Annotated in this window: 10 protein-coding genes; 9 read left to right on the top strand and 1 reads right to left on the bottom strand. The window is 61.7% G+C overall.

Annotated elements, in window-relative coordinates; all coding sequences use genetic code 11:
- The first annotated feature begins 10 nt into the window (after window positions 1-10).
- The gene (locus ACEW8Q_RS09080) at window positions 11-886 is read left to right on the top strand and encodes an allophanate hydrolase subunit 1 (protein ID WP_373503730.1); all 876 of its coding nucleotides are present in this window, start codon (window positions 11-13) and stop codon (window positions 884-886) included.
- A complete protein-coding gene (locus tag ACEW8Q_RS09075; RefSeq protein ID WP_373503729.1) occupies window positions 876-1844 on the top strand; it encodes a biotin-dependent carboxyltransferase family protein in 969 nt (322 codons plus the stop codon). The genes ACEW8Q_RS09080 and ACEW8Q_RS09075 overlap by 11 nt, the downstream gene beginning before the upstream one ends.
- Window positions 1845-1999: 155 nt before the next feature.
- Here the strand turns inward: ACEW8Q_RS09075 and ACEW8Q_RS09070 are convergent, their stop codons facing one another.
- A complete protein-coding gene (locus ACEW8Q_RS09070) occupies window positions 2000-2956 on the bottom strand; it encodes a helix-turn-helix domain-containing protein (RefSeq protein WP_373503728.1) in 957 nt (318 codons plus the stop codon).
- Between the two features lie 242 nt (window positions 2957-3198).
- On the opposite strand from ACEW8Q_RS09070, the gene ACEW8Q_RS09065 reads away from it, so the two are divergent.
- Genes ACEW8Q_RS09065 through ACEW8Q_RS09035 form a run of 7 tightly spaced genes read left to right on the top strand, consistent with a single transcriptional unit; the run spans window position 3199 to window position 11733 of the window.
- Window positions 3199-4959, top strand: a complete 1761-nt coding sequence (locus ACEW8Q_RS09065) for a hydantoinase B/oxoprolinase family protein (RefSeq protein WP_373503727.1) — start codon at window positions 3199-3201, stop codon at window positions 4957-4959.
- A gap of 14 nt (window positions 4960-4973) precedes the next feature.
- Window positions 4974-7055, top strand: coding sequence for a hydantoinase/oxoprolinase family protein (locus tag ACEW8Q_RS09060; protein WP_373503726.1), 2082 nt, complete (start codon window positions 4974-4976; stop codon window positions 7053-7055).
- A gap of 9 nt (window positions 7056-7064) precedes the next feature.
- The gene (locus tag ACEW8Q_RS09055; protein WP_373503725.1) at window positions 7065-7808 is read left to right on the top strand and encodes an ABC transporter ATP-binding protein; all 744 of its coding nucleotides are present in this window, start codon (window positions 7065-7067) and stop codon (window positions 7806-7808) included.
- Window positions 7805-8527 carry an ABC transporter ATP-binding protein gene (locus tag ACEW8Q_RS09050; RefSeq protein WP_373503724.1) on the top strand — a complete coding sequence of 241 codons (723 nt, stop codon included), beginning with the start codon at window positions 7805-7807 and terminating at the stop codon, window positions 8525-8527. Before ACEW8Q_RS09055 ends, ACEW8Q_RS09050 begins: the two co-directional genes overlap by 4 nt.
- Window position 8528: 1 nt before the next feature.
- On the top strand, window positions 8529-9443 hold the full coding sequence (locus ACEW8Q_RS09045) for a branched-chain amino acid ABC transporter permease (protein ID WP_373503723.1): 915 nt from the start codon (window positions 8529-8531) through the stop codon (window positions 9441-9443).
- 2 nt (window positions 9444-9445) lie between these two features.
- The gene (locus ACEW8Q_RS09040) at window positions 9446-10525 is read left to right on the top strand and encodes a branched-chain amino acid ABC transporter permease (RefSeq protein ID WP_373503722.1); all 1080 of its coding nucleotides are present in this window, start codon (window positions 9446-9448) and stop codon (window positions 10523-10525) included.
- Window positions 10526-10536: 11 nt separating this feature from the next.
- The gene (locus tag ACEW8Q_RS09035) at window positions 10537-11733 is read left to right on the top strand and encodes an ABC transporter substrate-binding protein (RefSeq protein ID WP_373503721.1); all 1197 of its coding nucleotides are present in this window, start codon (window positions 10537-10539) and stop codon (window positions 11731-11733) included.
- Window positions 11734-11764 lie beyond the last annotated feature (31 nt).

The following is an 11764-nucleotide window of genomic DNA, read 5'->3' as shown; positions in this document are numbered from 1 at the left end:
CGGCGCTTACATGAAGACGCGATATTCATTTGGGGGCGACGAGCACATCTTCGTCGAGTGCGACGAGGAAATGTCGCTGGAGGCATTCTTCAAATCCCTCTCGATGTGCACAGCGGTCAAGAAGGCAAGGATCAAGGGCGTGACCGAGATCTGCCCGGCCAATGCCTCGATGCAGGTGAAGTTCAATCCTGACATCATCAAGCCCTCCGACATGCTGAAGGAGCTGAAGGCGATCGAGAAGGCGGCGGCGAAGTCCAAGCCCGTCATCAAGTCGCGCATCATCGAGATCCCGGTGCTCTACAATGATCCGTGGACGCACGAAACCCTCATGCGCTTCCGTGAGCGCCATCAGGACCCGTCCTCGACCGACATCGAATATACGGCGCGTATCAACAATCTCGATGGCGTCGATGGCTTCGTGAAGGCGCATTCGGGCGCGCCCTGGTTCGTCTCGATGGTGGGCTTCGTCGCAGGGCTCCCCTTTCTTTACCAGATGGTGGACAGGGAGCGGCAGATCCAGTCGCCGAAATACCTGAGGCCCCGCACCGACACGCCGAAGCTCACCGTGGGCCATGGCGGCTGTTTCGGCTGCATCTATTCGGTGCGCGGTGCCGGCGGTTACCAGATGTTCGGCATCACGCCGATCCCGATCTATGACCCCAACCAGAAGATCAAGCACCTGCGCGACTTCATGTGCCTGTTCAAGCCCGGCGACATCGTGAAATGGAAGCCCATCGAACGCGAGGAGTATGACGCGACCGTCGCCGCCGTGGACAAGGGCAAGTTCAATCTGAAGATGAAGGACGTGACCTTCGATCTCGCCGAGTTCAAGAAGGATATGGACGGCTACAACGCCAAGCTGATGGGGGTCCTCAATGGCCATTAAAGTCATCAAGCCCGGCCTTTCCACCACGGTGCAGGACCTGGGCCGCCCCGGCTACTATCACATTGGAATTCCGCTCTCGGGCGGCATGGATCGTCTGGCGTTGAAGGCCGCCAACTGGCTCGTCGGCAACAAGGAAGGTGCTGCCGTTCTGGAAGCCGTCTTCATGGGCCCCGAACTTGCATTCACGGAGGATGCGACCGTCGCCGTGACCGGCGCCGAGCTTCCGCCGAAGGTGAATGGCGAACCTCGCGAGACCTGGACATCATTCAAGGTGAAGAAGGGGCAGACGCTCTCGTTCGACTTCCTGAAGAAGGGTGCCCGCGCCTATATCGCCATCTCGGGCGGCATTGACGTTCCCGTGGTGCTGGGCTCGCGCTCAACTTACACGCTGGGTGCGCTTGGAGGCCACAAGGGCCGCAAGCTGGAAGCTGGCGACAAGCTTCCCGTAGGCAAGGGCAGGGCTGCCAGAGAAGGCTGCAGCATCCCCGTGAAACTTCGCCGTGCGCCCGGCGCCCCGGCAGAGCTTCGGATGCTGCCGGGACTTTACTGGCATCGCATCACCGAGGCTGCCGGCAAGCAATTCTTCGAGGATACCTGGAAGGTGGCGCCCGAGGCCGACCGCATCGGCTATCGCTTCAAGGGCGGCAAGCCCCTGGAATTCGTGCCCCGCGAGCCGCCGTTCGGCGCGGGCTCCGACCCCTCCAACATCGTCGATGCCTGCTATCCCTATGGCTCGATCCAGATCCCCAGCGGCACCGAACCCATCGTGCTCCACCGCGATGCAGTTTCGGGCGGCGGCTACTTCATGGTGGGCGCGGTGATCTCCGCCGACATGGACCTGATCGGACAATTGCAGCCGCACACGCCAGCGAAATTCGTGGCAGTCACCATGGCGCAAGCACTGAAAGCCCGAAAGGACCGCGCGAAACTGATCGAGAAGATCAAGGCATCGCTTTGAATGATCTAAGGGCGGAAAGCGTGGTCACAGGCCCTCATCCGCCCTTCGGGCACCTTCTCCCATCCTGCGGACGGGAGAAGGGCAGGAGAGAACTTGCGCCTTCTCCCGTGGCACTGCCATGGGAGAAGGTGGCCGACAGGCCGGATGAGGACTCTCTATGTGCTGCTCCGCGCCTTGTCGCGAAACTCCTTTGGCGGCAGCCCGAAGTGGGCCTTGAAGGCCCGGCTGAACTGGGCCTGGTCGCCGAAGCCGAAACGGTAGGCGATCTCCGCCACCGTCTGCCGGTTCGAGGCATCGCGCAACGTCTCGCGGCAGGCTTCCAGCCGCTGGTCCCTGATCCAGCTTCCGAGCGTCTGGTTGGTGTCGCGGAAAAGTTCATGCAAGTACCGCGTGGAAATTCCGCAGCCGCGCGCGATGGTCTCGGGGTCGAGATCGCTGTCGCCCATGTGGCGGCGGATAAACGCCTCGATGCGCGTGAGATGGGCTTCGCGCACCGTGGAGTTTCCGGTGGTGAGCGTCCGCTCGTCGGCCTTGAGCGCAAGCACGAGAAGGTCGATCAACTGCTGGCCCACGGTGGCCCGCGTCTCGGGCGTCATGGCGTCGAAGCGGTTGGGGATCAGGTGCAGCATGTCGGTGAAAAGACCGCCCGCTCCATCGGCCGCATTGAACTGCAAGGAGCAGAAGCGGTCCGGCTGGCGGATGCGCCCGCCCAAGGCCTTGGATTCCACCTTCAGCACCCAGAGGTCGGCGGCTTCCGCGTGGCTGAACTCGTAGGGCTCGTGGCTGCGTTCCAGAATGAAGCCGCCGGGATTGCAGCGGACATCCTTTCCGCATTGGGAAAAGAAGACTTCGGAACGCGCGGGAACCGTGACCAGGAAATGCTCGTCGCGCTCCGCCTTGAAGTGATGCGGCAGGCGCTTGTACTGCAGGGCTTCCGAGGTGAGGCGCGAGAGCGAGACGTCGCCCAGCGTCCACAGCGTCAGGTCGCCCGAGAAATGGTCCGGGCTGCGGAACTGCAGGTCGAGCGGAAAGTAAGCCTTGGCAATGGCGTCATGCCAATGCCGGCTGCGATCATGCGCAGGCGTTGTGGAGGTCGTGATCGTGGTCTTCATGGGCTGGCCCCGGTGAATGAAAACAGCCTAGTCCCACCATCCCCCTGTTGCAACGGCTTCGGGGCTCAGTGCGCCACGCGTCAAGACAAGATTCGCAGGCTGCAAAGACCGGGTGCCGAAAACGCGCCTAATGTCCAAACTCAGAAAGGTGCGCAAGACACCGCATGGGGGAGGATCAGGTCCAAGCAAGGCCCGAGCCTTTGTGCGCGTCAACTTGCGCTCTCCGGAACAGCGAGGGCAGCATGAAAGCGAAACGTAACTCAAATGTCGATCCGATCACCCTCTCCGTCGTGCGCGGCGTGCTGGAGACGACGCAGCGCGAAATGACGCTGTCGCTCGAAAAGACGGCGCGATCCTCGGTGTTCAATCTGGCGCATGACTACTCGACGGCGCTGTTCAACGCCCGGCCGGAGATGATACTGCAGGGGCAGGACATTCCGATCCACTTGGGCTCGCTCATTCCCGCCATGAAGGCGGTGGCCAAGTTCTTCGAGGGCGACATTCACGAAGGCGACCTCATTCTCCACAACGATCCCGCCTTCGGCGGCAGCCATGCCATCGACACCTGCATGTACAAGCCGGTCTTCTACAAGGGCAAGCTCGTCTACTGGACGGTGTGCAAGGGCCATCTGACCGACATCGGCGGCCCGGTGCCCGCTGGCTATAATCCGAATGCCAAGGAAATCTACGCCGAGTGCCTGCGCATTCCGCCGGTGAAGATCTGGGACAAGGGCCGCCCACGCAACGATGTCCTGAACATGATCTTCACCAACATGCGGGCACGCCGCGACCAGGAAGGTGATTTCAACGCGCTGATCGGTGCCTGCCAGGTGGGCGAGCGCAACCTGATCGCCATGCTCGACAAGTATGGCCAGAAGACCGTTGATGCCTGCATCAACGAATTGCTCGATATGGCCGACCACCACATGCGCTCGCTGATCAAGACGGTGCCGGACGGCACCTATGAAGGCGTGGCCATTCTGGAAGACGCAGGCCATGGCTTCGGCGACTTCGAGATCAAGGCGACGGTAACGATCAGACGAGATACGTGCCACATCGTCATCAACAGCCCGCCGCAGATTCCGTATTTCATCAATTCCTACGAAGGCAATTCGCACTCGGGCGTCTATCTCGGCCTCATGATGTTCGCGGCACTGCCGCCGCCTTACAACGAAGGTCTCTACCGCTGCGTGTCGGTGGACTTCGGACCGAAGGGCACGATCTGCAATGCGCAGGAACCGGCCCCGCATATGAACTGCACGACGACGCCGATGGAAACGCTGACGGATGCCGTGCGGCTCGCGTTCGAAAAGGCGATGCCCTCCAAGGTCTCTGCGTCATGGGGGCATGCCAACGGTCTCAACGTCGCGGGCTGGGACTCGCGCACCAACGAGGAATTCGTGACGATGGTGCTGGCCACCATCATCTCCGGCGGCGGCGCCACGCCGCAACAGGATGGCTGGCACGCGGTCGGCCCTGAGTGCTGCTTTGGCGCGCTGACGAGCGGCGACGTCGAGCTGCTTGAATATTCTTACCCGATCATCATCCACAAATACTCGCTGATGACGGACTCAGGCGGTGCGGGCAAGTTCCGCGGCGGGTCCGGAACGGCATGGGAGGTGGAGCCTCTCGACAAGGAAATGCTTTGCATCGGCTTTGGCGAAGGACGCCGCATTCCGGCAATGGGAGCGGCGGGTGCGAAGTCGAAGGACATCGACTCGAAGGTCGGCCGCGTGCAACTGAAGCGCGGCGGCAAGGTCGAAACCAAGCGCACCAACATCATGGAGACGATCCAGCCGGGCGATACCGTGACCAACATGAACCCTGGAGGCGGCGGATACGGCAATCCCTATGAGCGGCCTGTCGAAAAGGTCGTGTGGGATGTGAAGAACGGTCTCGTCTCGATCAAGGGCGCCGAGGAAGACTATGGCGTGGTGATCTCGAACCCCGAAACCCTCGATGTTGACATGGCGGCGACCAGGTCGCTCCGGTCGGCGGCTTGAAGGAGGGGATGACCATGCGCACACAATATCGTCTTGGCATCGACGCCGGCGGTACCTTCACGGATTTCGTGGTGGCGGATCGTGGAACGGGTGAAGTGAAGCTCTTCAAGGCGCTCTCCACGCCCTCCGACCCGACCAAGGCCATCGAGAACGGCCTGAAGCTGATTGCCGATGACCTGCGGATCACCGCGTCCGATCTCGTCTCCAATTGTGACCTCTGCATCAACGGCACCACCGTGGGCCTCAATGCGCTGATCACCCATCGCGGTGGCAAGACGGGACTGATCTGCACGGCGGGCCATGAGGACTCGATCGAGATCCGCAACGGCCACAAGGAAGACGGCTTCCGCTACGATCCGGAATACCCCGCCGCGACCATGCTGGTGCCGCGCTACTTGAGAAGGGGCGTGCGCGAGCGCGTCATCTCCGATGGCTCGATCCGCACGCCCATGGAGGAAGCGGATGTTCGCGCCGCCTGTGAATTGTTCCTGAAGGAGGGCGTCGAGACCGTCGCGATTTCCTTCGTGTGGTCGGTGCTGAATACCGCGCATGAGACGCGCGCCGCCGAAATCGTGCGCGAGATGATGCCCGACGCGATCCTCACCGTGGGCTCGGAGCTCTATCCGCAGATCCGTGAATATACCCGCACATCGACATCGGTGGTGAATGCCTATCTGGCACCCGTCATGCGGCGCTACGTGAAAGCGGTCGACGCCTATTTCAAGTCGCTCGGCGCGAAGCAGCCCGTGCGCTACTTCCAGTCCAATGGCGGCCTCGCCATCGGGCAGGCGATGACGGACAGGTCGGTCTATGCCATCAACTCCGGCCCTGCATCCGCTCCGCAAGCAGGACTTTATGTCTGCGCGCCGTTCAAGAAGAAGAACGTCATCACCGTCGACATGGGCGGCACATCCTTCGACATCACGCTGACGAAGGATGGCCAGACCAACCTCAACAAGAACATCGACTTCCTGCGCTACCGCATCGGCGTGCCGATGATCCAGGTGGAAACGCTGGGTGCCGGTGGCGGCTCGATCGGCTGGATCGATTCCCTGGGCCTGATCCAGGTCGGCCCGCAGTCGGCAGGCTCCGAGCCCGGTCCCGCATGCTATGGACAGGGCGGCACTGAACCCACGACGTCTGATGCCAATCTGGCGCTTGGCTATCTCAATCCCGATGGCCTCCTCGGCGGCAAGCTGCCGCTCGATCTCGACAAGGCGCGGAAGGCCATCAAGAAGGTCGCCGACCAGCTTGGCATCTCGATCGAGCGCGCGGCCTATGGCATGTATACGATCGTCAACAACAACATGGTGAACGGCATCCGCCGCGTATCGGTGGAGCGCGGCTACGACCCGCGCGACTTCGTTCTGGTGGGCGCAGGCGGTGCCACGGCCGCGCACATCACCGCGCTCGCGCGGGAGATGGGCATCGACACCATCATCCTGCCCAAGCTTGCATCGGGTCTCTGTGCCTTTGGCCAGATCATCTCGGACGTGAAGTACAATTACATGGCGACGGCGCCGCTCCGCCTCGACAATACAGCTGCCTACAAGCGCATCGACACGCTCTACAAGCAGATCGAAAAGCAGGGCGTGGCGCATCTCAAGACTGACGGGTTCAAGGCCGGACAGATTGATATCAAACGTAGCCTCGACATGCGTTATGTGGGCCAGGTGCACGAGTGCACGGTGGACATAGGCACCTTCGAGATCAACGCTAAGTCGATCGACAAGGTGAAGGAAGCTTTCCACGCGCGCCACGAGGAACTCTACACCTATTCCGAACGCCACAACGCCGTGGAGGTGGTGAATATCGAGTCCACGCTGTTTGGCCGCATCGACAAACCGAAGGCGCCGAAGCTGGGCAAGGGCGTGCCTGTTTCCAAGGCACTGAAGGGTTATCGGAAGGCCATCTTTGACGCATCCGGAAAATCGACCAAGACACCGATCTATGATGGTGGCAAGCTTGGAACAGGCGCCACGCTCACAGGCCCCGCCATCATCGAGGAAGTGACGACAACCATCGTCATCGAACCGGGCTGGACTGCGAAGCTCGATGCCAGCGGGTCTTACGTCATCACGCGCAAGAAGAAATAGCGGAGGGTCATGAGCCAGTCACTTTCAGCGGCAGATGTTTCGGTATCTTTCGAAGGACTAAAAGCCCTCTCGAAGGTGACGCTCGACGTGCCGCGAGAGAAAGTGACCGGCCTCATCGGCCCCAATGGGGCGGGCAAGACAACGCTCGTCAACGTGCTGACTGGTTTCCAGAAGCCGACCACCGGAAACGTGTCGATGGACGGCGGGAACTTCGGAGGCTTGCCGCCGCATCGCATCCGCCAGAAGGGGATCGCCCGCACCTTCCAGTCGGGCCGGCTCTTCTCAGACCTTTCTGTGCTCGATAATCTGGAAGTGACTGGCGTGGGCCTCGGCCTGTCGCGCCGCGATGCCGCAACAAAGGCCGATGCGATGCTCGACTGGATTGGGATTTCGCACCTGGCCGAACGGATGGCCGGTGGTCTTCCGTATACGGATGAACGCCGCGTGGCCATCGGCCGTGCCTTGATGCTGCAGCCGAGCTACCTGCTTCTTGACGAGCCCGCCGCCGGCATGTCGGCGGAGGAGGCGAGCGATCTAGCGAAGCTCATCCGCCGCATCATCGCTGAAATGAAATGCGGCGTGCTGCTGATCGAGCACAATATCGGGCTCGTGCTCAACATCTGTGACCACATTCATGTTCTCGACTCCGGCGAGATCATCGAGGTGGGACCGCCGTCGGTCATCAAGGCCAGCGAGAAGGTCCGCCACGCCTACATGGGCACTCAGGCTGAGACGGAAGGAGCAGTGCTGTGACATTGCTTTCTGTCGAAAACATCTCCGTCCGCTATGGCCAGCTCACAGCGTTGCGCAAGGCCTCGATCAAGGTCAGCGAGGGAGAAACTCTTTTTGTGACTGGACCCAACGGCGCCGGCAAGTCCACCTTGCTGAAAGCCATTGCGGGTGTGGTGACGCCGCGCGAGGGGTTCATCCAGTTCGCGGGCCAGCATATTGCCGGAAAGGCGCCAGAAGACATCGCCCGCATGGGTTTCTCCATGGTGCCGGAGGGCCGAGACGTGTTCGGCGGGCTGACGATCGAGGAGAACCTGAGGCTCGGCACCGGCATGCGGGCTGACAAGGACCAGGCGGCGCGCAAGCTCGAGCAGGTCTATGCTGTGTTCCCCATGCTGAAGGACCGCAAGGACAATCAGGCGGGCGTCCTCTCGGGCGGGCAGCAACAGATGCTGGTGATCGGGCGCGCGCTGATGGCCGGGCCCAAGCTGATCGCCATTGACGAGCCGTCTCTGGGCCTCGCGCCGAAAGTCATCGACGATGTCTATGCGACTCTCATCAAGCTCCGTGACAGCCGTGGCCTGACACTTCTCATCGTCGAGCAGAGCGCCACGCGTGCAAGTCTCACGGGAGGCCGCATGGTGCTGATGCGCTCGGGCGAGGTGGCGCTCGAAGGCGATGCGCGCGAACTGGTCAAGGGCGAGGCGCTGAGGCAGGCTTACTTCGGCTACGGGGACCACTGAGATGACAGCGATCCTCCAGATCCTCTTCGATGCGCTGAGCTTAGGATCGCTCTACGCGCTGGGCGCGCTCGGCATTGCGCTGATCTTCGGCGTCATGCGGCTCGTCAACTTCGCGCACGGCGACTATATCGCCTTCTGCGTCTTCGCCTTGCTGTGGCCGTCGATTGACGCCGCCGCGATCGTCTTCGCCGGAAACCTCCCGACATTCCTGCTCATCCCGCTTATCCTCGGTATTGGTGCCGGGCTCTCGGTGCTGTCCGAAATCCTCATCTTCCGCCGCTTCCGCAATGCCAACCCGGCCACCATGATGATCGCCTCCTTCGCGCTGGGTTTCATTATCAAGTATTTCCTGCTCATGCTCTATTCGAGCAGGCCGAAGTCCATCGACCTGTGGTCGAACCTCAGCCAGCAGATCGAAATCTTCGGCGCCCGCATTCCGCCGCTGCAGGTCATCACCATCTGCACCACCATCGTGATCCTCATTGCGCTCACGGCCTTCCTGAAGCGTACGCGCTTCGGCCTCGAAATGCGGGCGGCAGCCGAGAACTTCACCATGGCCCGCATGCTGGGCGTGCGGGCCAACCGGGTCATCATGCTGGCCTTCGCGATTTCCGGAATGCTGGCGGCGGCAGTGGGCCTCATCCTTGTCACGCAGACCGGCACGGTCGACATCAACATGGGGGCCAATCTCATGCTGGTCGCCTTCGTCGCAACAGTGATCGGAGGGTTGGGCAGCTTGCCGGGCGCGGTCGTTGCCGGATTCCTCATCGGCGGCTTGAGTTCGCTGATGCAGGCCTATTTGCCCGCAGATGCGCGGCCCTTCCGTGATGCCTTCGTATATGGCGCGGTCATCGTCATGCTCATATGGCGGCCCAACGGACTATTCTCGTCCAAAGCCGTAAAGCAGAGGGTGTGACCATGCATCAACGCCCTTCCATTCTCGCCCGCACCTGGACAACGCCGGTCATTCTGATCGCGATACTGCTGGCCGTGGCCCTGGCTGCGGTGGCCGTGAGTACGGGTCCGTTCAACCAGACCGTCATCGAAATCTTCATTCGCGTCGTGCTGGTGGTGGGCCTCTACGTCTTCATCGGCAATTCCGGCGTCATCAGTTTCGGCCATATCGGCTTCACCTGCCTTGGCGCCTACATGACGGCGTGGCTCACCATGCTGCCGGCCATCAAGAAGTCGAAGCTCAAGGGCCTGCCGGACATCATCCTGAACGCCAAGCTGCAATATGGCTGGGGGCTTCTTGCAGCGGCGGTGTTCGCTGCGGTTTGCGCCTATGTCATCGGCAAGGTGCTGATGCGGCTTTCGGGCATCGCGGCCTCGATCGCCAGTTTCGCCGTGCTCGCCGTCATCATCCAGGTCTATTCCAACTGGGACAGCGTCACGGGCGCACAGAGTTCCGTTGTCGGCATCCCGATCATCCGCACCATCTGGCCCTATTTTGCCTGCGCCGTGATTGTGGTTGTAGTGGCCTATTTCTATTCGATCTCCCGTTCGGGGTTGGCGCTCCGGGCGGCACGCGACGAGGCGACGGCCGCTGCGGCATCGGGCGTCGACATCCCGCGCGAGCGGCTCATTGCTTTCGTCATTTCCGGAGCCATGATGGGCCTCGGCGGCGCGCTCTTCGCGCATTCGGTCGGCGTCGTCACGCCCGATACGTTCTACCTCGGCCTCACCTTCATCACGCTCTCGATGCTTGTCGTCGGCGGCATGAACTCGCTCTCGGGCGCGGTGCTGGGTGTCGTCGTGCTCTCGACCATCATTCAGGTGCTGCGCTGGTTCGAGAAGGGAATCGATGTAGGCGGCACCGTTCTCACCATCCCGAACGGCGTCCAGGAAATCGCTATCGGCATTGTGATGATCGTCATTCTGATGTTCCGGCCCACAGGTATGACCCGCAACAGGGAACTGGTGTGGCCGGGGAAGAAGCTTTCTGCGGAGGCTGGTGCAATGCCATCGTCCGCGGATGGGAAGACTGCAAAAACCTAAAGGAGGACGTCATGAAGAGTTATCTGAAAATCGGAATGGGCGCTGCGCTGAGTGCCTTGATCCTGTCGGCACCGGGCGCTTTCGCCGACGACGAAAAGATCGTCGTGGGTTTCGCCACAGCTGCCTCGGGCTTCATGCAGGCCTATGACAAGCCTGCAGAGGATGCCGCCCGCATCCGCATCGACGAGATCAACAAGGCCGGTGGCCTGCTCGGCAAGCAGATCGAGATGGTTGCGGCCGACACCAAGACCGACCGTGCCGAAGGTGCGAAGGCCGGCCTCGAAGTGATCGACAAGGGAGCCGACCTCGTGGTCGTGTCCTGCGACTATGATTTCGGTGCGCCTGCGGCGCTGGCGGCTGAAGGTGCCGGCAAGGTCTCGTTCTTCCTCTGCGCCGAGTCGGTGAAGGCCGGTATCCAGGGCGTGGGGCCGCATTCGTTCTCTGCTTCTGTGCTGGCAGCCGTGCAGGGCGCCACCATGGCGGAATGGGCCTACACCAAGAAGAATGCGCGGAACTTCTATCGCCTGCTCGACACCTGGACCGAGTACAACAAGGGCATCTGCGACGGCTTCGACTATCAGCTGCCGAAGCTGGCCGATGCGAAACTCGTCGGCGAGGATACGTTCAAGAACGACGACCCCTCGATTGCCGCGCAGATCACGCGCATCAAGAGCCTGCCGCAGGAACCGGACGCCATCATGCTCTGCACGATGATGCCGGGCGCCGTCTCGGCCATCAAGCAGCTCCGCGCCGCGGGCATCAACTCGATGATCCTCAACGGCTCGGGCGTTTCCGGCAGCTACTGGCTCTCGGCTGTGCCGGATCTCTCGAACTTCTTCGTGCCGGATCAAGGCTCGGTCCACGGCGATGACCCGAACCCGAAGGTCAACGAGTTCAATGCCAAGTACAAGGAAGTGACGGGCGGCGATCCGTCGAGCCAGTACGTCTATCCCGGCTACGTCATGATCGACGTCTGGGCCAAGGCCGTGGAACGCGCCGGCACCACCGAGGCGAGTGCCGTCGTGGCCGAGCTCGAGAAGATGAAGGACGAGCCGACCCTGTTTGGTCCGCGCACCTTCACGTCCGAACTGCACCACCAGAACAAGGGCCGCTACCTGATCACCGAGATTTCAGGCGGCAAGCCCAAGGTGGTTGACGAGTGGACGATTTCGGAGCCGATCCCGGTCGATTACCTCGCCAGCAAGTAAGCGTCGCGGCAATCGTTGGGCCGGTCCATGC

The organism is Aestuariivirga sp. (assembly GCF_041738905.1).
Lineage (GTDB): Bacteria > Pseudomonadota > Alphaproteobacteria > Rhizobiales > Aestuariivirgaceae > Aestuariivirga.
Note: the sequence above shows the minus strand (reverse complement) of the source record. Positions and strands in the feature narration are given on the sequence as shown.

Excerpts from the sequence above, each read along its gene's own strand:
- ACEW8Q_RS09080 (WP_373503730.1), top strand. The coding sequence starts at position 11 with ATGAAGACGCGATATTCATTTGGGGGCGACGAGCACATCTTCGTCGAG.
- ACEW8Q_RS09070 (WP_373503728.1), bottom strand. The coding sequence starts at position 2,956 with ATGAAGACCACGATCACGACCTCCACAACGCCTGCGCATGATCGCAGC.
- ACEW8Q_RS09075 (WP_373503729.1), top strand. The coding sequence starts at position 876 with ATGGCCATTAAAGTCATCAAGCCCGGCCTTTCCACCACGGTGCAGGAC.
- ACEW8Q_RS09055 (WP_373503725.1), top strand. The coding sequence starts at position 7,065 with ATGAGCCAGTCACTTTCAGCGGCAGATGTTTCGGTATCTTTCGAAGGA.
- ACEW8Q_RS09040 (WP_373503722.1), top strand. The coding sequence starts at position 9,446 with ATGCATCAACGCCCTTCCATTCTCGCCCGCACCTGGACAACGCCGGTC.
- ACEW8Q_RS09035 (WP_373503721.1), top strand. The coding sequence starts at position 10,537 with ATGAAGAGTTATCTGAAAATCGGAATGGGCGCTGCGCTGAGTGCCTTG.
- ACEW8Q_RS09045 (WP_373503723.1), top strand. The coding sequence starts at position 8,529 with ATGACAGCGATCCTCCAGATCCTCTTCGATGCGCTGAGCTTAGGATCG.
- ACEW8Q_RS09065 (WP_373503727.1), top strand. The coding sequence starts at position 3,199 with ATGAAAGCGAAACGTAACTCAAATGTCGATCCGATCACCCTCTCCGTC.
- ACEW8Q_RS09060 (WP_373503726.1), top strand. The coding sequence starts at position 4,974 with ATGCGCACACAATATCGTCTTGGCATCGACGCCGGCGGTACCTTCACG.